22 protein-coding genes are annotated in these 24,422 nt (G+C 48.4%); 8 read left to right on the top strand and 14 right to left on the bottom strand.

Features of this window, described 5'->3' with window-relative positions; all coding sequences use genetic code 11:
* Positions 1–308 precede the first annotated feature (308 nt).
* Positions 309–1,382, bottom strand: a complete 1,074-nt coding sequence (locus FJD32_RS22210; RefSeq protein WP_037428321.1) for a glycosyltransferase — start codon at positions 1,380–1,382, stop codon at positions 309–311.
* Positions 1,383–1,658: 276 nt separating this feature from the next.
* On the opposite strand from FJD32_RS22210, the gene coaD reads away from it, so the two are divergent.
* Complete coding sequence (gene coaD / locus FJD32_RS22205; RefSeq protein WP_011718800.1) at positions 1,659–2,150, top strand: pantetheine-phosphate adenylyltransferase; 492 nt, start codon at positions 1,659–1,661, stop codon at positions 2,148–2,150.
* A gap of 66 nt (positions 2,151–2,216) precedes the next feature.
* On the top strand, positions 2,217–3,689 hold the full coding sequence (locus tag FJD32_RS22200) for a capsule assembly Wzi family protein (RefSeq protein WP_140907455.1): 1,473 nt from the start codon (positions 2,217–2,219) through the stop codon (positions 3,687–3,689).
* 58 nt (positions 3,690–3,747) lie between these two features.
* Here the strand turns inward: FJD32_RS22200 and FJD32_RS22195 are convergent, their stop codons facing one another.
* Together FJD32_RS22195 and FJD32_RS22190 are read right to left on the bottom strand one after the other, a co-directional pair.
* Positions 3,748–4,755 (bottom strand): NAD-dependent epimerase, encoded by a 1,008-nt coding sequence (locus tag FJD32_RS22195; protein WP_140907454.1) that lies wholly within the window; start codon positions 4,753–4,755, stop codon positions 3,748–3,750.
* Between the two features lie 24 nt (positions 4,756–4,779).
* Positions 4,780–5,943: a nucleotide sugar dehydrogenase gene (locus tag FJD32_RS22190; protein WP_140907467.1), complete on the bottom strand. Its 1,164-nt coding sequence runs from the start codon at positions 5,941–5,943 to the stop codon at positions 4,780–4,782.
* Positions 5,944–6,176: 233 nt separating this feature from the next.
* On the opposite strand from FJD32_RS22190, the gene FJD32_RS22185 reads away from it, so the two are divergent.
* From FJD32_RS22185 to FJD32_RS22175, 3 genes are read left to right on the top strand one after another with little or no spacing between them, the layout of a single operon-like run.
* Positions 6,177–6,908, top strand: coding sequence for a glycosyltransferase family 2 protein (locus FJD32_RS22185; RefSeq protein WP_011627678.1), 732 nt, complete (start codon positions 6,177–6,179; stop codon positions 6,906–6,908).
* Position 6,909: 1 nt separating this feature from the next.
* A complete protein-coding gene (locus FJD32_RS22180; RefSeq protein ID WP_140907453.1) occupies positions 6,910–7,569 on the top strand; it encodes a VTT domain-containing protein in 660 nt (219 codons plus the stop codon).
* A gap of 13 nt (positions 7,570–7,582) precedes the next feature.
* On the top strand, positions 7,583–9,307 hold the full coding sequence (locus FJD32_RS22175; protein WP_140907452.1) for a glycosyltransferase family 39 protein: 1,725 nt from the start codon (positions 7,583–7,585) through the stop codon (positions 9,305–9,307).
* Between the two features lie 61 nt (positions 9,308–9,368).
* On the opposite strand, the gene mutM is transcribed toward FJD32_RS22175, so the two are convergent.
* The 8 genes from mutM to FJD32_RS22135 all read right to left on the bottom strand — a co-directional run bounded on the left by mutM (position 9,369) and on the right by FJD32_RS22135 (position 16,391).
* On the bottom strand, positions 9,369–10,184 hold the full coding sequence (gene mutM, locus FJD32_RS22170) for a bifunctional DNA-formamidopyrimidine glycosylase/DNA-(apurinic or apyrimidinic site) lyase (protein WP_099457199.1): 816 nt from the start codon (positions 10,182–10,184) through the stop codon (positions 9,369–9,371).
* A 24-nt stretch (positions 10,185–10,208) separates the two neighbouring features.
* Positions 10,209–10,664 carry a hypothetical protein gene (locus FJD32_RS22165; protein ID WP_140907451.1) on the bottom strand — a complete coding sequence of 152 codons (456 nt, stop codon included), beginning with the start codon at positions 10,662–10,664 and terminating at the stop codon, positions 10,209–10,211.
* 81 nt (positions 10,665–10,745) lie between these two features.
* Positions 10,746–11,729 (bottom strand): GTP 3',8-cyclase MoaA, encoded by a 984-nt coding sequence (gene moaA / locus FJD32_RS22160; protein ID WP_099457200.1) that lies wholly within the window; start codon positions 11,727–11,729, stop codon positions 10,746–10,748.
* A gap of 16 nt (positions 11,730–11,745) precedes the next feature.
* Entirely contained in the window at positions 11,746–13,545 is a 1,800-nt protein-coding gene (locus tag FJD32_RS22155) for a bifunctional molybdopterin-guanine dinucleotide biosynthesis adaptor protein MobB/molybdopterin molybdotransferase MoeA (RefSeq protein WP_140907450.1), read from the bottom strand.
* A gap of 29 nt (positions 13,546–13,574) precedes the next feature.
* Positions 13,575–14,168, bottom strand: coding sequence for a molybdenum cofactor guanylyltransferase MobA (mobA, locus tag FJD32_RS22150; RefSeq protein ID WP_140907449.1), 594 nt, complete (start codon positions 14,166–14,168; stop codon positions 13,575–13,577).
* Positions 14,152–14,859, bottom strand: a complete 708-nt coding sequence (locus tag FJD32_RS22145; protein WP_140907448.1) for an energy-coupling factor ABC transporter ATP-binding protein — start codon at positions 14,857–14,859, stop codon at positions 14,152–14,154. The genes mobA and FJD32_RS22145 overlap by 17 nt, the downstream gene beginning before the upstream one ends.
* Before the next feature lie 3 nt (positions 14,860–14,862).
* Positions 14,863–15,570 (bottom strand): ABC transporter permease, encoded by a 708-nt coding sequence (locus FJD32_RS22140; RefSeq protein ID WP_140907447.1) that lies wholly within the window; start codon positions 15,568–15,570, stop codon positions 14,863–14,865.
* On the bottom strand, positions 15,567–16,391 hold the full coding sequence (locus tag FJD32_RS22135; RefSeq protein WP_069453927.1) for a substrate-binding domain-containing protein: 825 nt from the start codon (positions 16,389–16,391) through the stop codon (positions 15,567–15,569). Before FJD32_RS22135 ends, FJD32_RS22140 begins: the two co-directional genes overlap by 4 nt.
* 284 nt (positions 16,392–16,675) lie before the next feature.
* On the opposite strand from FJD32_RS22135, the gene FJD32_RS22130 reads away from it, so the two are divergent.
* Entirely contained in the window at positions 16,676–18,058 is a 1,383-nt protein-coding gene (locus FJD32_RS22130) for a sigma-54 dependent transcriptional regulator (protein ID WP_037423995.1), read from the top strand.
* A complete protein-coding gene (locus tag FJD32_RS22125; RefSeq protein WP_037428338.1) occupies positions 18,059–20,194 on the top strand; it encodes a cache domain-containing protein in 2,136 nt (711 codons plus the stop codon).
* Positions 20,195–20,447: 253 nt separating this feature from the next.
* On the opposite strand, the gene FJD32_RS22120 is transcribed toward FJD32_RS22125, so the two are convergent.
* Both FJD32_RS22120 and FJD32_RS22115 read right to left on the bottom strand, forming a co-directional pair.
* On the bottom strand, positions 20,448–20,915 hold the full coding sequence (locus FJD32_RS22120) for a GNAT family N-acetyltransferase (protein WP_140907446.1): 468 nt from the start codon (positions 20,913–20,915) through the stop codon (positions 20,448–20,450).
* Positions 20,916–21,013: 98 nt separating this feature from the next.
* Positions 21,014–21,673 carry a 7-cyano-7-deazaguanine/7-aminomethyl-7-deazaguanine transporter gene (locus FJD32_RS22115; RefSeq protein ID WP_140907445.1) on the bottom strand — a complete coding sequence of 220 codons (660 nt, stop codon included), beginning with the start codon at positions 21,671–21,673 and terminating at the stop codon, positions 21,014–21,016.
* A gap of 229 nt (positions 21,674–21,902) precedes the next feature.
* Here FJD32_RS22115 and FJD32_RS22110 point away from each other — a divergent pair, with 229 nt between their 5' ends.
* The gene (locus FJD32_RS22110) at positions 21,903–22,628 is read left to right on the top strand and encodes a transporter substrate-binding domain-containing protein (RefSeq protein ID WP_037428341.1); all 726 of its coding nucleotides are present in this window, start codon (positions 21,903–21,905) and stop codon (positions 22,626–22,628) included.
* Between the two features lie 24 nt (positions 22,629–22,652).
* Here the strand turns inward: FJD32_RS22110 and FJD32_RS22105 are convergent, their stop codons facing one another.
* The gene (locus FJD32_RS22105; protein WP_037428343.1) at positions 22,653–24,011 is read right to left on the bottom strand and encodes an isochorismate synthase; all 1,359 of its coding nucleotides are present in this window, start codon (positions 24,009–24,011) and stop codon (positions 22,653–22,655) included.
* Between the last annotated feature and the right edge of the window lie 411 nt (positions 24,012–24,422).

The raw sequence follows: 24,422 nt of genomic DNA, 5'->3' as shown, positions 1-24,422 counted from the left end.
GTATTTTAAAACCACCTCCTTTGGAGATGATGATCGTTCATGTGAGGCTTTGCCCGAAGAATGCTCATACAATTACTGCCTTTGTTACCAGTAATTGTATGAGCAGATACGAGTCATCATCGCATATATCTTACCGTTGTCAGTATCATCAGAAGATATGTAAGGCACCAAGATAAAGTCGCGAAAGAGGAAGTCGAGAGACTGATTCAGTTAGGATATGGAATATTAGTTTTTTAGCCCCCCCTTCTAGGGGGCTATTTGAAAGCCACCTGCTATAAAGGTGGAGTTTCACAATGGAGTTCTCAATTTTAATTCTTTCCCAGAGCAATATATTGAGCGGCAATATATTGGCTGTCTACGGCCTTTAATATTTCTAGATTGTCTAAAGCGGGTGGTGAGGCCAAGCACTCCAGTGTCTTTTGTGCAAGTAGAGCGGGTTGTCGAACGGGGACAAGATATTGTGCTAAATGTCCTGTGAGAATCTCGCTTGGACCATAAGGGCAGTCAGTGCTAACAACTGGAGTGTTACAGATTAATGACTCAACTATGACTAATCCAAAACCTTCAAAATCAGAACTTAATAGCATCAGTTCAGCATTTGCAATCCAAGGAAAAGGATTTTGTTGAAAGCCTGGAGTTATAATTCTATTTTCTACCCCATATTTTTTGGCTATTTTCCGTGCGCGCTCTGGACGATTAGTTAGTAAAACTAAGTCTGGTGCGTTTGGTGCGAGTTTCAAGGCTTGAAAGAGAATATCATGCCGTTTTTGGCGCGTAACTCGGCCGACGTGAATCATGTAAGGCTTATTAGGAATGTCAGCGTTGAATTCTTTTGACTTATTACGAATCTCTTCGATTTTAAAAGGATTATAAATAGTCTGTACGCTCTCTGGCTTAAGCCAAAATGTAGCTCTGAGTTCATCGGCGATGCCATTGGAAACGGTAATGATTTTTTTGCCAATCAGTGCCTTAGCCTTTTTCCAGCGACGCCAGAAATGCACTGGACCACGCTTTAATTCCATCAAGAGTTCTTGCTTAAGGGCGCAGTGGCAAAAGTAATAGCAGGGATCGAAATCGCAGCCGGAAACAACGACATCGCAATCGGTCGAGTTACTTAAAAATAGCGAGAACTTACCCGATTGTTCCGCTTCGGCCACCTTGGCCTGCAGGCGTTGTCTTTGCTCCTGTAGGCTTGGCTTTTGACCGGCGTCATAAAGATAATGAATCGTCACATTTTCTGGCGGCATAAAATCCCCCTCTTTATGGAACACAAAGAGGTGAACATCTTGCCCGGCTTCTTGCAGCACTTCGGCCTGAGATAAGGCGACTTTTACTGTACCGTTAGAGAAAAAGTTATGGCAAAAAATGGCGATTTTTTTCATATAAATGCTCTGATTACGTGGACTTAATCGGTTGTGGTGTGGTTTCAATCCATCGAGATTGGATGAAAAGCCGCTACCTACTTAAGCCAATATATAGCGAGTCGGCATTATATCAGTTCATGCCTTTACATGGGCTTAATCCGAGGAATTCTTGCCAGTATTTCAATTTTTAACGGGATTTTCAGTGGTTTTTATCGGGATGATTCACTCAAGTGGCTAAAACGAGTAGACTGGCGGCAATGATTTTTGGGTATCTATCTGAGTTGAGTCAGCAAAGTGCATACAAGAGCGATTTATCCTGGGACATTCGATCCCATTACCAATGGTCATGCCGATTTGATTGAGCGTGCGGCTAAGTTGTTTAAGCATGTGATTATTGGCATTGCGGCCAATCCATCTAAGCAGCCAAGGTTTACCCTTGAGGAGCGCGTTGAGCTGGTAAACCGCGTCACAGCCCATTTGGATAATGTCGAAGTGGTTGGTTTTTCGGGCCTGCTGGTGGATTTTGCCAAGGAACAGCGTGCGAGCGTGCTGGTGCGTGGTTTGCGTGCGGTTTCCGACTTTGAGTATGAATTCCAATTGGCCAATATGAATCGCAGATTAAGCCCTGATCTTGAGAGCGTGTTTTTAACGCCGGCCGAAGAAAACTCTTTTATTTCTTCCACCTTAGTGAAGGAAGTCGCGCTGCATGGCGGTGATGTGAGCCAGTTTGTACACCCTGAGGTGGCAAGCGCGTTGACCGCCAAGCTTAACCTCGCAAAAGCCTGATAAGGCTGAGTATTTCCATAAAACCTTTGAGGCATCAGGCCTCGCGATGATAATGAAAAGGATGTTATGAAGGCTTTTTTGACCCCCTCTATCCTCGCTGCTAGCGTTGCATCTGGTTTACTGTTTTCTGCTTCCGTTGCTGCCGCCCCTTGGGTGGATGCCTCGGACATTTATTTAAGAGCCGATATTCAAGCACTGGCCGATGCGGGCGTGATCCGTGTGCCAGTGAATACCTTTCCCTTGATGTGGTCTGGTATTGGTGGCGACTTAGCGAAAGTCGAACCCGAGCTATTGTCTCCCCGATTAGTGCAAGCCTTTGCCCGAGTTAACTTTTACTATCAAAATGCCGTCGATAATCGCGGCAATGCTAGGGTTAAACTCTCGGGGGCGACCGATCCCGCTCGCTTCCAGCATTATGGCTCCGACTACCGTGAAAAGGGTGAGGCTAAAGCCTCATACGAATACTTAGGCTCACGTGTGGCCTATAAAACCACAGTTGCCGAGACGTATGATCCGCAAGATAACAAGAACTTCCGCCTCGATGAGTCTTATTTTGCGGTGATCATGGGGAACTGGATTGCCACCTTAGGTACGGTTGAGCAATGGTGGGGCCCAGGATTCGATTCGGCATTGCATCGCTCTAATAACGCGCGTCCTATGCAGTCACTGTCGCTCAGCCGCAATAATGCCGCCGCCTTCGAAACGCCATGGTTATCTTGGATTGGTCCTTGGACCTTCAAGACTGGCTTTAGCATGGCTGAAAAAGAGCGTGCCGTGCCTAAAACGGCTGAATGGGATATGCGTTTCACCGCCAAACCCCTTCAGCAGCTAGAAATTGGTCTGTCTTGGTCGACACTCTTTTGTGGCGAAGGGCAGAATTGCGACTTCGATTCCTGGTGGGATTCGGTGGCGGGCAGTGCTGTTTGTATCGATGGTTCAGATTCTTGCCTTGCCGAACAACGTCGTGACGCGGGCCATAGAACTCAGAGCATCGATTTACGCTATGCAGATACTTGGCAAGATATTCCCGTTGGTTTGTACCTTGAACGCAGCTGCGAAAACGGCAGCGATTGCGGCTCACTCTGGGGTATAGATACTCATTTCGGCACATCGGGTAAACAGTTCAAGCTGTTTATGGAATACTCGGATACCTTTGTCGAGTGTGATGGTAAGCCTAACTGCTTCTATGAAGATCCTGTTTACCTCAGTGGAGCGCGTTACTACGGCAGAGCTTTAGGCTCGACCTATGATAGCGATGCTCAAGTCTTTGTGTTTGGTTTGGTTGGTCAGTTCCATAACAGCCGCGGTTTTACCTCGCTACTGCGTTATGCCAAGTTGAATAAAGACGGCACCAATGTGGCGACCACATGGGCCCCGCAACCGCCGAAGGAAGACTTGCTAATGCTAGAGTTGTCCTACCGTATGCCGGTGTGGAAGGGCATGTGGAGTTTGGGCGGTACAGTATCGAGATCGGAGTTTGATATACAAGAAAACGATACTAATGCGACCTTCTTTAGCAGTTTTGAATATCGTTTTTAAGCGCTAATCCAATAAAAAGGCCTGCAAATCAGCAGGCCTTTTTATTTTCTCAAAGAGCTTACTTTGCGTAAAACGCGCTGTACCACTCGACAAATCTGCTCACCCCAGTATTGATATCCACTTGGGGTTTATAACCCACCGCCTTAAACAGGTCTTCGGTATCGGCCCAAGTGGAATGCACATCACCGGGCTGCATGGGTAAAAATTGCTTTTTCGCCTCGATGCCAAGCGCGCGCTCGAGTGCGGTAATAAAGTCGAGCAATTGCACCGGGCTGCCATTACCTATGTTGAATACGCGATAGGGCGCGCTGCTATTAGCCGGTGTACCAGTTTCTACACGCCAGTCCGGTGTTGGGCGAGGAGGTTTGTCTTGTACCCTGATGATGCCCTCAACGATATCGTCGATATAGGTGAAATCACGGCTGAGATCGCCATGGTTATACACATCAATCGTTTCACCGGCGAGTATCGCTTTAGTGAATTTAAACAAGGCCATATCGGGTCGTCCCCAGGGGCCATACACAGTAAAAAAGCGCAGGCCTGTGGTGGGTAACTGATAGAGATGCGAGTAAGTGTGCGACATTAACTCGTTGGCTTTCTTAGTCGCCGCATACAGGGATATCGGATGAACGACGCTATCCTCGGTCGAAAATGGCATCTTTTGATTCAAGCCGTAGACAGAGGATGAAGAGGCATACACTAGATGCTCAATCTTATGGTGGCGACACCCCTCTAATATCGTGAGATGTCCGACTAAATTGCTATCGGCATAGGCGAGGGGATTATCGAGGGAGTAGCGCACTCCTGCCTGCGCGGCGAGATGGATAACCCGTCGAAAACCTTGTTCTGCAAACAATGCCGCTATGCCGTCTCTGTCGGCTAGGTCCAGTTTGATAAAACGGAAATTGCTTAAGGCCTCGAGCGGTGCCAGTCGAGCTAGCTTTAGCCCAACATCATAATAGTCATTGAGGTTATCGATACCGACAACCTCATGGCCCTGTGCGCAGAGGCGCTCACTGACTTTAGCGCCGATAAATCCGGCGGCGCCTGTGACTAAGTATTTCATAGTAAACCTTTATATTTTGGACGCTTAGTCGTGATGGAACAGATCCCGGGTGTACACCTTAGCGGCGACATCTTCGAGTTCACTGGCCATACGGTTAGAAATAATCACGTCGCACATGGTTTTAAACTCATGTAAATCGCGGATCACCTTCGAGTTAAAAAACTCACCTTCCTTGAGTACTGGCTCATAGACCACGACTTCGATGCCCTTGGCCTTAATGCGTTTCATTACACCTTGTACCGCCGAGGCGCGGAAGTTGTCCGAGTCGGACTTCATGATCAAACGATAGATGCCGACCCGTTTGGGTTGCTTACTGATAATGGCGTTGGCAATAAAATCTTTACGGGTGGTGTTGGAATCGACAATGGCGCTGATGAGATTGTTAGGCACATTATTATAGTTGGCCAGCAACTGCTTAGTGTCCTTGGGCAGGCAGTAACCGCCATAACCGAAGGAAGGATTGTTATAGTAATCGCCGATGCGCGGATCTAAACATACGCCTTCGATAATCTGGCGGGTGTTGAGCCCTCGGCTCTCCGCATAGGTATCCAACTCATTAAAGTAGGCGACACGCATGGCTAAAAAGGTGTTGGCAAACAACTTAATCGCCTCGGCCTCTGTGCTGTCTGTGAGTAAAATTGAAATATCTTGCTTAATTGCGGCGCGGGCAAGCAGATCGGCAAAGACTTGAGCGCGCTCGGAGCGTTCACCCACTATGATGCGCGAGGGGTGCAGGTTATCGTAAAGCGCTTTACCTTCACGCAGGAACTCGGGTGAAAATAAGATATTGTCACTGTTGAGCTTATTTCTCAGCCCCTCGGTAAAACCAACGGGCACAGTCGATTTGATGACAATTGTCGTATCGGGATTCAGGGTGAGCACTTCCTTCGCGACATTTTCTACCGATTGGGTATTAAAGTAATTGGTTTGTGGGTCGTAATCCGTAGGGGTGGCTATGATGACAAAGTCGGCATTTTTAACGACGTTTTTATCGGTCGTGGCACTGAGATTTAAGGTTTTATGCTGTAGATATTCTTCAATCAGGCTATCGGCAACCGTCGCTTTGCGCGCATTGACTAATTCGATACGTTCGGGCATCAAATCAATAGCGGTAACACGGTTTTGCTGTGCGAGTAAAACCGCATTCGATAGGCCGACATAGCCCATTCCAACCACAACTATGTTCATAGGTTTTATAAGGTTTGGCATTTTGTCTTCCAAACTAGCATTTTCTGCTGAGATAGAATACGTCATTTCAATGAGATCCACAGTTCCAAATTAAGTGCTCATTTCTTGAGTTTTATGAGTATACAATGCTGCGCCAGCATTCTGTTTAATTCATAACATCCTATCAATGCAGATTTTTGTTTGCCACAATCCTATGTTACCGTACTCATGGTTATTAAGCCTGGAGCCTAAACGTGATTTCAGTCGTTATCCCCGCAAAAGATGAGGTGGGCAATATTGGCCCGCTAATGAAAGAGATATGCCAAGCCCTACAAGGGCTGACTGAGTTTGAAATTCTTGTTGTCGACGACGGTAGTCAGGATGACACTTTTGGTGAAGTGATGCACACCGCAGAGGTGATGCAATGTGATGCTAAAGCCATTCGCCACGAGCGTAGCACGGGCCAGAGTACCGCTATCTCCACTGGCGTTTTACACGCCCGCGGTAAATATATCGTTACCTTAGATGCCGATGGGCAAAATGACCCCGCGGATATTCCCGCCATGTTGTCTCAATTGCCGCAAATCCATGCCCAACACTTTTGTATTGCCGGTTACCGTAAGAACCGTAAAGACACGGCGTGGAAGCGATTCCAGTCCCGCTTTGCGAATAAAGTGCGTGATGCGCTGTTACACGATGGTGTGCCTGATACCGGATGTGGCTTAAAACTCTTCCCCCGCGAAACCTTCCTGCGCATGCCTTACTTCGACCATATGCACAGATATATCCCTGCACTCGTGCGCCGCATGGGGGGCGAGGTGTTTATTTCTGTGGTTAATCATAGGGATCGCCAAGTAGGCGTGTCTAAATATACTGCTTGGAATCGGGTCTGGGTCGGGATTGTCGACATCATGGGCGTCATGTGGCTCGGTCGCCGGGCGAAAATCGCTAAGGTTGCCCGTAGCGAAACCAGCTGGCACGATTAAGATGAAGCGACTCTATAAGGCGATTTTTATCGTCTTTATTTTGCTGGTGTTAATGTTTGCGGCCCAGCAAGGGTTATTCGAGCATGTGACCGATAGCAATTGGGTGGCGCACTTTATTGCCGCTCAAGGGGTCTATGCGCTGGCGGTATTGCTGATGGTTGGTGCCTTGTTTACCGCTGTCGGTGGACCGAGGCAGGTGATCGCCTTTGTATTCGGCTTTGCCCTCGGTGGCATCTATGGTGGGCTATTTTCCACCTTAGCGGCATTGCTGGGTTGCGTGCTGGCGTTTTATACCGCGAGATTAACCATTCGAAGCAGTCTGCAACGACGTTTTGGCAATCGTTTACAAAAGTTTGAGGCATTGATCATTCATCGAACTTGGTTAAAAGTCTTAATGATCCGCCTGTTACCCGTGGGCAGTAATCTGCTAACGAATCTGTTTGCGGGGGCGACACACATCCCCGCGGGGGGATTTATGTTTGGCAGCGTGCTGGGTTATTTGCCGCAGATGCTGATATTCAGTTTTGCGGGCGCGGGCATTGGCTTATCTGATCATAACCAATTGGGGATCAGTATCGGGCTGTTTATTATCTCGAGTCTTATCGGCGCTTACCTTTACCGTTCGAGCCTGCGTAAGCAGGTGGATGAATTGGAAAACTAAATAGGGATTAGGAATGGATGCATTGAATCGTCGTTTCAATAGCGAAGATTATTACCAAGTACTCTGGCCGCTGCTGTTGATGAGTTTGCTGATCTTGCTGGTTGGCATAGGTTTTCGTTCCCCTTGGCCCGCCGACGAGCCGCGGTTTGTTGAGGTCGCGCGGGAAATGGTGGCCTCGGGTCAATGGTTATTCCCTACCCGGGGCGGGGAATATTATCCCGATAAGCCGCCAGTATTTATGTGGGCGATTGCCCTGTTTTATCAACTCACGGGGTCGTTAAAACTCTCCTTTTTACTCCCCAATGCTTTCTGCGGCTTGTTGACGGTATTCCTTGTCTATGATCTGGGTGCCAGATTGTGGAATGTGCGGGTTGGCCGCAACGCCGCCCTATTGCTCCTTATCGTGCCGCAGTTTTTAATGCAGGCGAAAAATGCCCAGATAGATGCCATGGTGATGTGCTGGATAACCGTGGGATGTTACGGATTAATCAGACATTTTATGCTTGGGCCTAAGTGGCATTGGTATTTTATTGGCTGGGCATTTATGGGGCTTGGGGTGATCACTAAGGGGGTTGGTTTCTTGCCCCTGTTGTTGCTCATACCAATTGGGATTTACGCCTTCAAAGATAAGACCCGTTTCGAGGGCCGCTTAACTTGGCTTTGCCTGGCGGGGCCTCTGGCCATGCTGGCTGTGATTGCCTGTTGGTTAGTGCCTATGGTGATGACGGTTCAAGCCCATGGCACGCCCGAGATGGTGGCCTATCAAAATAATATTTTGTTTAAGCAAACGGGCGAGCGTTATGTTAATGCTTGGCACCATATCAAGCCTTGGTATTTCTTCGTGCTGAGCGTGATCCCTTGGATGTGGTTCCCGATTTCGTTGCTGGTGGTCGCCTATTGGAAACAGTGGGTGCAAAAGGTAAAAGCCGATCCCACCATCGCGATTCTGCTGATTTGGGTCGGGCTCGTAGTGCTGTTTTTCAGTATCAGCCCGGGCAAGCGCAACGTGTATATTCTGCCCGCATTACCTATGTTGGCCTTGGCGGCATCGGCGGTATTAACGGGTGTTTCACCCAAAGCTTGGTTTGAAAAACTGGTCACTGGTGTGCTGTGGTTCTTGGGCGCACTCGTGTTAGTGGCCGGCGTGCTGGCATTTATCCATCACCCTGCACTTGTCAAAGCGCTGGCGGATTATACCGATGATCTCACTGGCATTGGTTACTTATTTATTTTGCTCGGGGTGCTTTGGTGTGCCTTGCTGTGGCTGGCGCGTCGTCAGTTTGCACTGGTGAAAGTGGGGTTAGTTTCAGCCTTGGGCTGGGTGCTGGTGAGCACTTGGGGTTACGCTATGCTTGATGAAATGCGCACCCCCAGAAGCCTGATGCTACATACCGCCGAAGTGATAGGTGAGGATGCCGAGCTTGGGTTAGTAAACTTTAAAGAGCAATTTATTCTGTTCTCGCCCATGAGTGTGACGCATTTTAGTTATCTCGCGCCAGTAGAAGAGCAGGAGCGTAACGCGTGGCAATGGATGCAGGAGAACAAACAGCGTTATGTGTTAGTGCCTAGCGGTGCTGAGCTGAGTTGTTTCGATATTAAAGGCGGTAAGAGCATGGGGATTGCCCACCGTGACGAATGGATTTTGTTATCTGCGTCAGAGCTTAAGCCTCAGTGCCAAGCGCCAGAGCGTGTGTACCGCTACTTTACCGATCATCCTGGCCGTTGGTTAAAAGAGTAATCAAACATTATATCGAAGAAGCTAAAAATGCCTGCAATAGCAGGCATTTTTATCGGTGAGGTTAACGCGTCTGGCAGATGCCGCAAAATACTGTGGTGCGTTGACCAAGACGGATTTCGCTGAGTAGATTGCCGCACTGAGTGCAGGTTTCGCCGCCGCGGCCGTAAACATGCAGCTTTTGGGCGAAATAGCCGGGTTTACCCTCGGCATTGGTGAAGTCCTTAAGCGTGGTGCCGCCTTGCTTGATGGCGTGTGCGAGTATTTGTTTGACCTCGGCAACCAGTACCGTTAAGCGTTCAATATCTATCTTGCCTGCCTCCGCCTCGGGGTGTATCCCTGCGGCAAACAGTGCTTCGTTGGCGTAAATATTTCCCACACCCACCACAATATGATTATCCATCAGGCAGAGTTTGATGGCCTTTTTCTTGCCTGCCAGTGCGGCAGCTAACTGATTGACGTTAAAGGCATCGGTCAGAGGTTCTGGCCCGAGTTTTTCCAGCAGCGGATGGGCTTCCTCTGGCAACTGACACCATAACCAAGCGCCGAAGCGTCTTGGGTCGTTAAAGCGTAGAATGCGGCCATTGGCGAGAACGAGATCGATATGGTCATGCTTCTCCACTGGCGTGTCGTGGGGCAGGATCCTTAGGCTGCCCGACATTCCCAAGTGCACTATGCTGGTGCCGGCATCGGTATCGATGAGCAGATACTTAGCACGGCGGCGCACTTGGCGTATGGTTTGGCCGATGATCTGTTTGGCAAGTTCGGGAACGGGCCAACGCAGTGAGGCGTTCCGCACAACGAGGTCAACCACGGTTTGATCGACTAAGTAAGGGGTTATCCCCTGACGGGTGACTTCGACTTCTGGTAATTCCGGCATGATTGGCTTCTTTTATTCAATAGATTAACGTGCAGGTTTCGCATCGAGGATTGGCTGTAAACCCGTCCTTAAGCTCGGTGGCACTAAGTACCAGTTGCTCGCGGGAGATTTAAGGACGCCTTCATCGGGGAAATAAATCCAGCGCTGTGATTGACGAATATCGGTAATTTGGATCACCAGCTCCTGAGGTTTGCCAGTGGGTTGTGGCGCGTCATTCAAGGGCGTGACCCTTAAGCCTTGCCAAGCCTTTGCCCATTGCTCACAGTTGAGTACTTGTAGATCGCATTCCCAGCTTGAAGTTTGTTTGTGCAGCCAAATACCATCCAACTGCAACTGAGCCAGCGGGGCATTATCATCAAATAGCCGTTGCGCATCACTGGGCACATTTTGGGTTTTCTTATCCATAAACGTGAGCACGCCAATGATAAACACGCAGGCAAGAATAATGATGTTATTCCACTGTTTACGAGTAAGCGCCATAGGAAGAGTGACACAAAAAATAGGACTAATGTCATGAGTGTATCACGGCAAAATTGAGATGCTAGCCCTGAGGTGAGGAGGTTAACCGCCGGTGGCGTTCATAAAACGCAGAATTTGTACTTCGTTATTATCGAATACATGCTGCTGAGGTTTGCGCTTAATGCCTTGGAGAATGGCGGTTTTTAGTCGTTCAATATCGCCGGGGAACTCTCTTATAATGCTTTTTAAATCAACGGAGTGCTCATTACCCAGACAGAGCAATAGCTGCCCCTCTACGGTCACGCGCACCCGATTACATTCGTGGCAAAAGTTGTGGCTATGGGGTGAGATAAAGCCAATGTGAATTGGACTATCGACCATCTTGTAGTAACGCGCGGGGCCGCCTGTGCGTTTATTGGAGAGTTGTAGTGGATAATGCTCGCTAATCATGGCCTTAACTTCATCACTGCTGCAATGGCGCATGCGTTTGCGTTCATCCATTTCACCCAGCGGCATTTCTTCAATAAAGGCGATATCGAGCTTGCGGTCGCGGCAAAAGTTAACCAGATCGATGACTTCATGATCGTTTTGCTGTTTGAGGATCACGGCATTGATTTTTATGCGCGTAAAGCCTGCGGCAATGGCCGCATCAATGCCTTCGATAACGCGTGCTAATTTGCCGTTGCGTGTCAGTTGGGTAAAGAGTTCGGGGTTAAGGGTATCTAAGCTGATGTTTAAACGCTTAAGACCCGCATCAAACATAGGCTTGGCAAACTTACTGAGCCTAGAACCATTAGTGGTCATCGATAAATCTTTAAGCCCTGGTAGCTTGCCCAGTAAGTGCACCAGTTGATCGCAATCGCTACGCACCAGCGGCTCGCCGCCAGTGAGGCGAATTTTGGTCACCCCCAGTTCAGTAAAGGCTTGGGCAATCCAAGCCAACTCTTCGAGGTGCAGTACATGGTCCTTGGGCAAGAAGCAGGGATCTTCCGTCATGCAGTAGACACAACGGAAGTCGCAGCGATCTGTCACTGAGAGTCGTAAATATTCGACCTGACGGCCAAAGGCATCCACAAGTTGGCTCATAGGGACTCAGTGGCTCTTATAGAAGATCGGCAAAAGGTTGAATAAACACGGTTTCACCCGCATTCACCACCTCAGCATCATCTCCAATGATGATAAGGCAATTGCCTTTGACCATAGAGCTGAGCATGCCCGAACCTTGGTTACCTGTGCTGGTCACGTGCAGCCGGCCATCATTACCGAGGCGATAGATTCCGCGGATAAACTCAGTGCGGCCAGTGCGGCTACGCAGGGTTTCATCGGTAATCGCTGGGAATAATGGCGCCTGCCAGTTTGTTTCGCCAGCGAGCTTACGCAGTGCAGGTTGCACAAATTGCAGGAACGACACCATCACCGCCACCGGATTGCCGGGCAAGCCGAAGAACAAGCTATCGCCGACCTTACCAAAGGCGAGTGGGCGACCGGGACGCATATTGATCCGCCAGAAGTCGATATTGCCAAGGCGTGCCAGCACGGCCTTGATGTAGTCGGCATCGCCAACGGAAACCCCGCCAGAGCTAATCACCACATCGGCCTGCGCCGCAGCCTTAGTTAAGGTGGCTTCGAGAGCGCTTTCGGAGTCTTCGATAATGCCTAAGTCAATGACGTCACAACCTAAACGTTTTGCCATCGCTTTGATGGTGTAACGGTTTGAGTCATAGATACAGTTTGGATTCAGTGCTTCGCCGGGTTGGCTGACTTCATCCCCAGTTGAAAACACGGCTACTGTTGGACGGCGATAAACCGTCACACGGTTAAGGCCGAGGGAGGCTAATAAGCCTTGCTCGGCGGCGCTTAGGCGCGTGGCCTGTGTGAGTGCGACTTGGCCTTGGCCAATGTCTTCTCCCGCAAGGCGAACGTGTTGGCCCTGCTGAATGCGGCCTTCAAAACTGACCTTGGCATTGGCCTCGTTAGCTAGCTCACGAGGTTGAACAGTATCGGCGCCAGCGGGCACGGGCGCACCGGTCATAATGCGCACGGTTTCACCCGCTTTGAGTGTGCCCGAATATTGATGTCCGGCGAGGACCTCACCGACTAAGGTGAAGCTTGCAGGCAGCGGATCTTGATAGGCGAAGGTATAACCATCCATCGCCGAGTTGGTTTGTTGCGGCACATCCACGGGCGAAATGCTGTCGCGGGCGAGCACGCGATTATCTAAATCGTCTAAGCCTATGTCTTCCACCTCAGTGACCGGCGTGACATGGGATAAAATCTGCGCTAACCCTTGGCTCACGCTCAGGTTTTTATCGCTGCCCAAGGTGCAGGCATCGACAGTTGCGATCGGTAATGCGGGGTTAGGGGCTTGCCAGCTATTGGCATATTCCATCACAAAGTCAGCGATTTGCGCGACATTGTTAAGGTCGAGTCTTCTTAGCTCGCTCGGTAGCTCGGTGTCATCACAGCAAGCGATGGCGAGAATATTGTCGTCTTGGGTATAGATAAACGGCTTACCGTGGGCGGCGCGGTGCAGCTCAATTTTCGGTAGCGTGAGTTTTTTAAAGCCTTCGACTAAGACGATATCGACTTTATCGGCTTCAATTTGCTTGAGTAGGTGGACTAACTCTGGGTCACCATCGCGGGCATCTTCGGTCATCAGCGCCCAACGCACATGGGAGGCGACTAACATTTGCCGTGCGCCAGCTTTTCGCATCTCGTAGCTGTCTTTACCGGGAATATCGACATCGAAATTGTGGTGAGCATGTTTGATCACCGCCAGACGCAGGCCGCGCTGATTTAATTCGGGGATCAATTGCTTGAGTAGGGTGGTTTTCCCCGTGCCGCTATAGGCACAAAATCCGAGAACGGGAATAGATAGCGGATTGACGAAGGGAGTACTCATTTGCACCTCTAATCTGGGAAATTGAAGCCTTAGCTTTGGTTTATCTCTGCTGCCAGTCGTTGTTTTTGTTCTGGCGTGTTCACATTGACAAAGGCATTGGGTTGATCGGCGAAGGCCGCCACGGCAAAGCGATGTTTGGCATACCAAAAATCAATTTTACGCTCGCCCGCTTCGAGAAAGGCGGTCATCGACTCGCGCAGGCTTGGCTTTAATAACATCACCACGGGCTGCTCACGCTCACCATCGCTGGCAACGGCAAGTTCAGCATTGTTTGCCTCAATGGAGGCTAATAAGCGGGCGACTAAATCCCGCGGCAGCAGCGGACAATCGCAGGGCACCACGAGCAGATAGTCTGCTTGGGTGTGACCCATAGCGGTGATCATGCCCGCTAAGGGGCCGAGAAACCCAGTATGCTCATCGCTCAACACCGTAAAACCGAACTCAGCATAACGTGTTTGGTTACGATTTGCGTTGATCAGGATCTCCTTAACCTGAGGTTTTATCCGCTCGATAGTGTGTTCAATCATAGCCTTGCCGTTTAGCTCGACGAGACCTTTATCGTCCCCGCCCATACGACGCGCCATGCCACCGGCAAGAATTACGGCATCAATTTGCAACGACATATAAAGATCCCTGTGTGGAGTTTGTGGGCGTTTGCTGACGGGAGGTTATCACCTGTTGGTCTTCAATGTGCCATTGCTGCTCGCAAATGGCGGTGAGCGCACAGTTTTGATGGCTGCTTAACAGCATTCCCGTCCCTTGCTGTTTAAGCTGTTGGATCATTTGCAGCACTAAGGCTTGGGAGTCCTTATCCATATTGGAGGTCGGCTCATCGAGCATCAGTAACTTTGGCTGCAATATCCAAGCGCGGGCGATGGCGAGGCGTTGTCTTTCGCCGCCGGATAAATTGCTGGCTCTGGAATGTAATAACGAGCCCAGTTGCGCCATCTCAATTGCTTGGCCAATTCTACGTTTGGCCTCGGTTTTTGAGGCCGCAAAGGGGAGCCCGTAGGTCAGGTTGTAATTGACTGTGCCATCAAAGAGATAGGGATGCTGGTGGAGGTAAACGGCTTTGCCCAGCAAAGGGTTACGTGTCCACCATGCGTCCTTTTTAAAGCCGCTAACTTCAATCTTGCCCTGAGATGGCGGCTGTAAACCCGCGAGGATCTTCATTAGGGTCGACTTGCCCGAGCCGTTGTCACCCTGCAAATAAATGACGTTCCCTTGGCACAACTCTAGGCTATGGGCTTTGAATAATAAGCGCGAGCCAAAGGACATTTCCAAGTCACGGGCGATCAGTTTGGCTTGGGTCATAAGTTAATGGCTCCTTGGCGTTTCTTTGCCGCGTAAACTACCTAAGGCAAAGTTGAGGATCAAGGCCAAGATTAGCAGCACTAATCCGAGGGCGATAGCTTGGGCGAAATCGCCTTTACTGGTTTCCAGTGCGATAGCCGTCGGGATATTACGTGTTACGTTTAAAATGTTGCCGCCGACCATCATAGAACAGCCGACTTCGGTGAGAATACGGCTAAAGGCCGCGACAATTGCCAGCAATAACGGCATACGCAGTTCGCGACACACGGTCCAGACCGCGCTAAACCAAGAGGCGCCTAAGGTGCGTGAGGTTTCCCATGCACGGCGATCGACACTGGTGAATGCAGCTTGGCTCATGGCGATCATCACTGGGGCGCAAATCAGCATTTGGCCGAGGATCATCCCCTCTTGAGTGAACAACCACTTTAAATCCCCAAGCGGGCCGTTGCGGGTCAAGATGAGATACACCAGCAGGCCGATAACGACCGTGGGGATCGATTGCAATGTTTGTACTAAGTTAGTGACAAACCACTTTCCGGGGAAATGGGCAAACGCCAACACAAAACCGAGCACCATAGAGGGGACTAAGGTGATGAGCAGCGCCGCGAAAGAAACCGAAAACGAGACTGAGATGATGGACCAAACGTCGGGGTCCAATGAAAACAGCAGGCTTAACGCCTGCTGTAACAGTGCTAGCCAGCCTTCGCTCATTCGCTATAGGTTGCCTTGAACAGTTGCTCGCCTTCAACTTTGAAGTTGTTGATCATGGCTTGACCTTCTTTGCTGATCAGCCAGTCACTGAAGGCTTTTGCGCCTTTGTGGTTCAGATCTGGGTATTTAGCTGGGTTGATCAGAATCACTTGGTATGGGTTCGCCAGGGTTTTACCGCCATCGAAATCCACGCCTAAGTCCAGCTTAGTTTTGTACGCCACGAAAGTACCACGGTCAGACAGAGTGTAACCTTGTAATTCGTTTGCCATCAGCAGGGTTTTACCCATGCCTTGACCTACTGAAGTGTAACCTTTGAAGTCTGGAGTCACGCCTGCGGCTTTCCATACTTCTAACTCTTTGATGTGGGTGCCAGAGTTGTCACCACGAGAGACGAAAGGTAAGCCAGATTTGGCGATTTTAGCGAAGGCTTCTTCAGCCGTTTTGCTTTCACGTAGTTTTGCTGGGTCGTTTTTAGGACCTAACACCACGAAATCGTTTTCCATAATGCCACGTGGCTCAACACCAAAACCATCGGCAACAAATTTTGCTTCAGCACTTGGTGCGTGGGTCATCACTAAATCCACATCGCCTTGCTCGCCTAGTTTCAATGCTTTACCCGTACCCGTTGCGATAACTTGTACTTTATAGCCTGTTGCACTTTCAAACTTAGGCAGTAATTCTTGTAACAGACCAGAGTTTTCAGTACTGGTCGTGGTGGCTAACTTAATTACTTCAGCCGATTGAGCGGGTAACACTGTGAGCATGCTGGCTGCAACAACCAGGCCCAGTAATGACTTCATATGGGATTTCACGTTTAGCATGGATACTCCTTGGCGAAAAATAGGGTTCCGACTCAATTGCCTACTGAGTGGGAGGTTCCGTAAATTGTAATGCGTTCGGTTGAAAGCAAATAGGGTGCCAAACCGATATTCACGCTTTTACCTTCACAGCTTGATCTAAATTGTGACTTCGATCTCAGGCTCAGCAAATAGTTTGCAGACAAATTGTCTCAGCGCATGCTTCTTATGGTTCATAGTGACCTATTTGTCTAGTTTCAATGCTAGAATTGGTCGCAATTGAGTCAAAATGTCCAGAAGTGAGCACTATGAGCCAGATAGATAATAACCTCAAGCCCCTTCCTTCCGCTGTTTCAGTCCTGATCGTCGATGACGAGCCGGGGATGCGTAGCTTTTTGAATAAGGCACTTTCGAAGAAATTCGCTTTAGTTGAAACCGCGGGCAGTATTGAAGATGCTGAGCAGTTACGTAGTCGCTGCCATTTCGACTTGCTGATTGTCGATATCCGCTTACCCGGTCGCTCGGGTATCGAGTGGCATGAAGCCTTAGACGAGCAAGGCCGACGTTCCGATGTAATCTTTATGACCGGCTATGCGGATTTAGAGGTGGCGATTAAAGCGCTGCGAGCAGGTGCCTCAGATTTCATTATGAAGCCATTCCATCTTGAGCAGATGATGTCGGCGGTTGACCGTTGTATTGAACGCCGTTTGCTGCGCCGTGAAAACTTGATGTTGCGTCGCGAAGTCTCTATCGGCTATTCCTCTACCATCATAGGGAGTAGTGACGCCATGAAGTCGGTGAAGCAAGTGATAGAGCGCGTGGCACCGACCAACGCCGTGGTGTTAATTCAAGGCGAATCGGGCACAGGTAAAGAGTTAGTCGCGCGGCAATTACATTTGCTCAGCGGCCGCCAAGGGCCCTTCGTGCCTGTTAACTGTGGCTCGATAGCCCCCGAACTGCTTGAGAGTGAACTCTTTGGTCATACGGCTGGCGCGTTTACTGGTGCTAAAGGTAACCGTGAAGGCCTATTTAGTTTTGCCTCCGGCGGTACGATTTTCCTCGATGAAATTGGCGAGATGCCGCTCAAAATGCAAACAGCGTTGTTAAGGGTGCTGGAGCAGAAGGCGATTCGCCCCGTGGGCAGTGAGAAGGAAGTCAATATTGATGTCCGGGTGATTGCGGCAACTAACCGTACTCTGATGGATGAAGTCGAAGCGGGGAACTTCCGTCGCGATCTTTATTATCGACTGAATGTGCTGGATATTTTTATTCCTCCGCTGCGTGAGCGTCCGGAAGATGTGGTCGAATTGACCCACCATTTTACCCGCCAATTGGCTGCAGAATTAGGCGTGCGTGAAGTGGTGTGGAGCCATGAGGACATGGTAAAGCTGCAACAACATGAATGGCCGGGTAATATCCGCGAACTGCGTAATATGATTGAGCGTTGTATTCTGCTCGGCAAGCCGCCAGCGGAGTACTGGAAGCAGCAGGTTAAAACCGAGTCTTCGGCTTTGCAGGGTTATCCTTTAGATTGGCCATTAAAAGATGTGGAAAAACACCATGTGACGAGTGTGGTCGATCTGCATTCTGGCAATAAATCTGCGGCTGCTCGGGACTTAGGGGTTTCCCGCAAGACCTTAGATCGCAAATATAAAGAGTGGTTTGACGTTAGCGACGAGCAGGAGTTTTAAGTGTCTTTTTTTACTCACTTTTTTGGAGTTAGTTGGCAGCAAATGCAGGCTAAAGTGCGTTATCGCATTTTGATCCTCACATTGCTGCCGATTTTGCTCACTTTGGTGAGTTTAGTGTTTATCACGATCTACTGGAATATCAGCTATACAGGTAAGCAACTGTTTATGAAGGTCAAAGCCGATTTGGCTGTGGCTGAAAATACCCTGCAACAGGTGCAAGTTCGCCAAGAAAAACAGCTAGAAAGAGTGATGACCTCATGGACATTCCAGAATGATTTTAGGCCGATCCTCAGTGGTGCATTAGATCATAGGACGAGCATAGATAGTTTTCTTGATGAGCAAAAGCAGCAACTCGATTTAGACTTTTTGCGGCTGGTCAGTGTGGCTGAAGCGGCGGCGGATCCTGATTTACGACAGATTTTACCGAAAATGGGTGGAATGTTGCCTTATTCGGGACTGATGGTGTTATCTCGTGAACGTTTGGCGCGGATTGACCCTGATTTAGCGCAAAGAGCGAGTATTCCACTGTTAGCGACCTTGCGGGCACAAAGTCCCAATAAGCAAGTAGAGGACCGTGGTTTGCTCAGCCGTAGCTTGTTGCCGATCCCCGATACTGAAGGCAAAGTGGCATGGTATCTCGACGGCGGGGTGTTATTTAACCGCGACACCCGCATCGTTGATCATATCCGCGATCTTGTCTACGACAAGGGTACCTTGCCCGAACGTTCAATTGGTACTGTGACGATTTTTCTCGATAATATTCGGGTATCGACTAACGTTCCTTTGCATTTTTTTCCACAGCCGAATGAATCCCAAGGGCGTGCACTGGGGAGTTTGGTCTCTGAGGAAGTGCGAGAAAAAGTGTTAAATCACGGAGAGTTATGGGTCGATAGGGCGTTTGTGTACAATGATTGGTTTATTTCTGCCTATGCGCCCTTAGAAGATGTCCGTGGACAACGAATTGGGATGATTTACACTGGTTTTTCGGAGTCACCTTTTATTCATAACTACCTGCTTAATATCATTGAGTTAGGTACCATTCTGATGTTAGTGCTGCTTATTTCTGGATTGCTGGTTTACCGCGGTGCCTACAGTTTATTGCAGCCGATTGAGCGGATTCACCATGTGGTGCAAGCCGTGCAGTCTGGGCGCAATGTGCGTATTGGTGCCTTGGGGTTAGATAGGGATAACGAGTTGTCGAATCTTGCCGAGCAGTTCGACCGTATGCTCGACCTATTGCAGCGGCGCAACGCGCAAATTCAGGCCGCTGCCGAACAGCTCGAAATGAAGGTCGAAGAGCGTACTCGTAGCCTGCAAGATAAGACCTTAGAGCTACAGCGTAACGTCGCTTTACTCAATGAGACACGCCAGCAGTTAGTGACTAATGAAAAGTTGACCGCTCTAGGAGAGTTAACCGCTGGTATTGCACACGAAATCAATAATCCGACCGCTGTTATCCTCGGCAATATGGAGTTACTGCGCTATGAGCTGGGTGATAATGCCGACGTCGTAAAAGAAGAAATTGATCTAGTTATTCAGCAGGTTGGTCGTATAAGCACTATTATCCGTAGCCTACTGCAATATAGTCGCCCGGGAGAGTTTAACGCTCCCTTAGAGATGCACCCTATCACGCCGATCATTGAGGAAATGCTGGTATTAGTGCGGCATTCAATTCAAAAGCAAGAAGTTGTGCTGATAACGGAACTGAACGCCAGTTGCCCTGTTCAGGTCAATCGCCCGCAGTTACTGCAAGTACTGATTAACCTTGTGGTGAACGCAGCCCATGCGATGGATGGTAAGGGACGCATTTGGGTTCGCACTTATGATTGGGTGCAGCAAGATATGCCGATTGGCGTCAAAATCGAGGTTGAAGACGAAGGGTCTGGGATTGAGCCTGAGCAATTGGGACGGATTTTTGATCCTTTCTATACCACGCGTAAAGATGGCACTGGTCTTGGGCTGTCGCTCAGCTACGGTATTATTAAGCGCATCGGTGGCACCATAGAGGTGAGCTCTGTATTAGGTAAAGGCTCAATCTTCACCATTGGCTTGTATCACGAGGCTAAGGAAGATCAACAAAACAACCTTTACGATGGCTTACATTTTTCTGGCCAAAGCACCGAAATGTCATCTTAGAAGCGACTCTGCATAAAACGCTATCAGATTGATTCACTGAATAAAAAGCAAAAAAAAGCCGGATGATGAATCCGGCCACAAAAGAGTGTGTGAGCAATGTCGTGCTTGCAAACTCAGGAGCACTTTAACAACGTCAGATTACCAGTCATCGGTGTTAAAGATGAGTTTTGGAACGCAAGTTAACGATAATCATTCTCAATTGTGTTTGCAAGCTATTTATTGCAAAAAATGTATATTTTTATCTATGGTATGTTTACGCCGCCGCAATAGACTTGCTTAAATGCAATTTATGGTTGATCAAACTCTGGGGATCGGCATTTAGCTCGGTAATTAAATATTGGTTTCTAATCAATAGATTGAGCATTGCAGGGAAGCGATTCATGGTTTTAACCTGAATATGGTTATAGCCTTGGAGGCTGGCCCATTTCTCTTGGTATTCCAGTAGGCTTTGTGCTAATCCTAAACGTCTAAAGTCTGTCGCAACGCCACCTAACCAACTGTAAAAAATCCCTTTTTCCTGTTCATATCCCAGCTTGAACCCCGCCAGTTCGCCTTCCACATAGGCTAGGAGAATCAAGCAAGTCTTGCCTGAAAGCCGTGCCGTTAAGGTGTCTGGCGTCAATGGACGGTCGAGCTCAGGAATTTGCTTACTTAGTTCGATGAGTTGTATAGCTAACTCGGGAGTCAGAGTTGTGATTGCTTTGATTTCAATTGAATACATAATTTTCTCTCACAAAAATCAGCCCCAATAGCGTATCAAACGCATTGGGGCCGAATAAAAACTGTTCAAATTATAACAGGTCTGGCCAGTTGAGTTAATCAGGAAAATGATTTTTGTGGGTTGGTTTGCAATATCTTGTCTTGTAACACTTTCAGCAGCACACCGTAGGCGGGTAAGAATAGCCCTAGGCTAACAAGCAATTTAAAGCTGTAATCGACAGTGGCAATTTCAGGCCAGTTGGCGGCCATAAAGCTGTCTGTTGAAGCATAAAAAGCGATGCTGAAGAACACTAAGGTATCGACTAAATTACCAACAATCGTCGATGCCGCAGGCGCGACCCACCATGAACGGCTTTGGCGCAGACGGGCGAATACAGTGATATCCATCAGCTGACCAATCAAATAAGCCGCAAAGCTGGCAAACGCAATACGAAACACAAAGGTGTTCCATTGGCTTAAGGAGTCCATCCCTTGGAAGCTACCCTGATGGAATACGACTCCCATAACATAGGAAATCATCAGTGCGGGCACCATGGCCTTGAGGATGATGCTTCGAGCGGGTGTTTGTCCAAAAATGCGCACCGTTAGATCGGTTGCAAGGTAAACAAAAGGAAAACTAAACGCGCCCCAAGTGGTGTGATAACCAAACAATTGAAACGGCAGTTGTACCAAGTAGTTGCTTAGGCAAATAATCAGTATGTGAAATCCCACTAATAGCAGGAGTGCGCGGCGAAGCTGCGCAGGGGTTAACATTAACATATGTGGCCTTTTTAGTTGTGTAGGGCGGGGTGAGGGAACCCGCTAAATCGTCTGCTGTTATTTTATCCCGTTCCAGCGTGCTGAAATCGGGCCGCCATTATAGTGACCATGTTTGAAGATGCAAGCTTACGGTTTATATTTCAAGCAATTTAGCCGCGAATACTGCGCAAACCTAAGGCATAGGGATCGAAATTGTCCTACACTTTCTAAGAAATGTTAGGAGAAACCGATGAGATTATTTCTTGCCGCCTTGTGTGTTAGCTTATTGAGTTTCTGTGCTTTCGCGACTCCCAATAAGCCGGTCGTGGTGCATCTTGTCACAGCCTCTTGGGAAGGTTTTGCTAATCCTGATGAGACGGGTTACTACTTTGATCTCCTCAGGCGTGTCTTTCCATCACCGGAATGGCAGGTCGATGTGCAGTTTATGCCTTTTGCTCGTACCTTATATTTGATTGAAAGTGGACGGGTCGATATGGTTCTCAGCGTGTACAAAGGCGATGTGAAAAATAGCCTACTGAGTGAAAATGCCGTTGAGCTTGATTCAATTGATGCCGCAGTAACGCCTCAAATTGCAGCAACTTGGGCAGGGATGGAGAGTTTATCCCATAAGCGAGTCCAAGCCATGCTGGCCTATCGTTACAATATGCTGACTTCCATACCGATGTTTTACGAAGAAAGTAGCGACATGCTGAGTATGCTCAATAGTGTAAATGCGGGACGAATCGATGCAGTACTGGATTACAAAAAGAATATGGAGGCGCTCATTCCTGAACTGAGGGCGCCACAAACGTTTGTGATTATCCAAGGAGTGTTAAATGCAGAAACTTTTTTTGCCTTTGCCAATACCGAAAAAGGACAAATGCTAAAGCAACATTTTGATATTGAACATAAAAAAATCATTGACTCCGGTGAGCAGGATAGGCTTTACACTGAGACCAAAGCAAAGGGTTTTTAATGTTTTGGTATCAGTGTTAAATGTTTATAGTTCAATCAGAATCGACATTATCGTTGCAAGTTTATTCTCTAGCTCTTGCCACTCAGCCTCGGGATCTGAACCTGCAATAATGCCCGCACCCGCAAACAGATTAATTTTACCTGGCTCAATCAATGCACTGCGGATGGCGACTGAAAACTCACTCTCATCTTGATTAAAATATCCGCAAGCACCAGCGTACCAGCCTCGCATATAGCCTTCCCGCTGGCGAATGAACTTCATTGCAGATTCTCTAGGGAGGCCTCCCACCGCGGGTGTAGGATGCAGTGCTTGTAACAGCTGAAAATCGTTCACGCCAGGCTTTAACTCGGCACGAATAGCGCGGTGCAGATGCTGAATATGATTTAACTTAAAGATTGTGGCCGCTTCTTCTGCACCGACATACTGACTCAAAGGCGTGAGCATATTGACTATGTGACGGCGAACAAGCTGATTTTCAACACTATTTTTATTGTCTTCCAGCAGCGCATTGGCTAGTGCCACATCTTCTTCTTTATTTAATCCGCGAACTGTCGTGCCCGCTAATGCCTCGGTAAACAATTGTTGCCGACGACGACGAAATAAGCGCTCTGGGGAGCAGGAGATATAAGTACGCTCAGGGCTAAATTGGAATCCAAATTGAAAGCTATTGGGGTTACGGCCTTGCCAGCAGGCTAATACCATCCAAGGATCAACTTGCTCGTTAACCTTAAGCTCTGTCAAACGTGAGAGAACGACCTTGGGCGTATCTTGATTAAATTCAGGCTCAACGACTTGTTCGACTAAGGTTTTCCAACGAGGAAAGTCCGGAATATCTTGGCGGCTCACTAGGGTGAGTTTATTGGGTGGCGCCAAGGGGCGTGCTGGCATAACCGCTTCAATAGCGGCAATCGCAAGGTCGATCTCATCGATAGGATTGTTATCGGCAAAATTAAGATTTACCCGCAAACTAAACTGATCCGCACTGCGTCTAAACTCGATTCTGGGTAGTACAAATCGGCTATTACCAAACTCAGGCCAAGATTCAATGCTGCGGTCAAAGGCTACACCGCCATAGTATCGAATGTCTGGATTGCTAGATAAAACACGTTGCCGTTCGTAAACACTGGCCAGCTCGTTATCCTGGACGCCAGTTTCAAATTTTATGTCTTTACAAGCACCTATGGCTGCAACTTCTTCAATTTTGTCACGCCCATGCCAGTAGATGCGTGGATACTGAGTTTGTGATGCCAACCATGAAATCAAAGGAATAGAGACAGTCGTTAAAGATAGCTGCACTATCGGCTCCGACGCTGGAACCTGTTTCATTTGAATGAGTTTGTCGATGAGAGACTTAAGGTCTTCAGACAGGGCATGAGCAGGCAAGTAAAACTCCAAAGATAACGGAATGAAGGTAGTGGCTGAAGTTCCGGTTCTCAGCGGTGAATATGAACTAGGTTAATGCATTCTTTTTAAAGTCATTTACACCAAGTTGATTAGAACGTGTAAATAAGAATCTTTCGCTCAAATTAAAGGCCGAGGCCGTCAGTGTCAAGAAGCAAGCCATGAGTGTGTGACTTTTACCATAGTCTCATTTTAAGACGCAAAAAAATGTGACCAAGATGGGTCTTTTTGTCGATACCGTTGGCAGTGTTGGACATTTTGTCTCTTTGTGACTAAAGGCGTGTTCCATTTGCCGTAATTAGTCGATCTGGGTTGGTTTTTAATTTTTTTTTGGTTGAGACGGAATTATCTAAGACCACAATAGGGAGCACATCTTAAATTTCCTCTATGACA

Source organism: Shewanella sp. LC6, from assembly GCF_006385735.2.
Classification (GTDB): domain Bacteria; phylum Pseudomonadota; class Gammaproteobacteria; order Enterobacterales; family Shewanellaceae; genus Shewanella; species Shewanella xiamenensis.
Note: the sequence above shows the minus strand (reverse complement) of the source record. Positions and strands in the feature narration are given on the sequence as shown.

Excerpts from the sequence above, each read along its gene's own strand:
- FJD32_RS22210 (WP_037428321.1), bottom strand. The coding sequence starts at position 1,382 with ATGAAAAAAATCGCCATTTTTTGCCATAACTTTTTCTCTAACGGTACA.
- FJD32_RS22200 (WP_140907455.1), top strand. The coding sequence starts at position 2,217 with ATGAAGGCTTTTTTGACCCCCTCTATCCTCGCTGCTAGCGTTGCATCT.
- FJD32_RS22195 (WP_140907454.1), bottom strand. The coding sequence starts at position 4,755 with ATGAAATACTTAGTCACAGGCGCCGCCGGATTTATCGGCGCTAAAGTC.
- FJD32_RS22190 (WP_140907467.1), bottom strand. The coding sequence starts at position 5,943 with ATGAACATAGTTGTGGTTGGAATGGGCTATGTCGGCCTATCGAATGCG.
- FJD32_RS22180 (WP_140907453.1), top strand. The coding sequence starts at position 6,910 with ATGAAGCGACTCTATAAGGCGATTTTTATCGTCTTTATTTTGCTGGTG.
- FJD32_RS22175 (WP_140907452.1), top strand. The coding sequence starts at position 7,583 with ATGGATGCATTGAATCGTCGTTTCAATAGCGAAGATTATTACCAAGTA.
- mutM (WP_099457199.1), bottom strand. The coding sequence starts at position 10,184 with ATGCCGGAATTACCAGAAGTCGAAGTCACCCGTCAGGGGATAACCCCT.
- FJD32_RS22165 (WP_140907451.1), bottom strand. The coding sequence starts at position 10,664 with ATGGCGCTTACTCGTAAACAGTGGAATAACATCATTATTCTTGCCTGC.
- moaA (WP_099457200.1), bottom strand. The coding sequence starts at position 11,729 with ATGAGCCAACTTGTGGATGCCTTTGGCCGTCAGGTCGAATATTTACGA.
- FJD32_RS22155 (WP_140907450.1), bottom strand. The coding sequence starts at position 13,545 with ATGAGTACTCCCTTCGTCAATCCGCTATCTATTCCCGTTCTCGGATTT.
- mobA (WP_140907449.1), bottom strand. The coding sequence starts at position 14,168 with ATGTCGTTGCAAATTGATGCCGTAATTCTTGCCGGTGGCATGGCGCGT.
- FJD32_RS22145 (WP_140907448.1), bottom strand. The coding sequence starts at position 14,859 with ATGACCCAAGCCAAACTGATCGCCCGTGACTTGGAAATGTCCTTTGGC.
- FJD32_RS22140 (WP_140907447.1), bottom strand. The coding sequence starts at position 15,570 with ATGAGCGAAGGCTGGCTAGCACTGTTACAGCAGGCGTTAAGCCTGCTG.
- FJD32_RS22135 (WP_069453927.1), bottom strand. The coding sequence starts at position 16,391 with ATGCTAAACGTGAAATCCCATATGAAGTCATTACTGGGCCTGGTTGTT.
- FJD32_RS22130 (WP_037423995.1), top strand. The coding sequence starts at position 16,676 with ATGAGCCAGATAGATAATAACCTCAAGCCCCTTCCTTCCGCTGTTTCA.
- FJD32_RS22120 (WP_140907446.1), bottom strand. The coding sequence starts at position 20,915 with ATGTATTCAATTGAAATCAAAGCAATCACAACTCTGACTCCCGAGTTA.
- FJD32_RS22115 (WP_140907445.1), bottom strand. The coding sequence starts at position 21,673 with ATGTTAATGTTAACCCCTGCGCAGCTTCGCCGCGCACTCCTGCTATTA.
- FJD32_RS22110 (WP_037428341.1), top strand. The coding sequence starts at position 21,903 with ATGAGATTATTTCTTGCCGCCTTGTGTGTTAGCTTATTGAGTTTCTGT.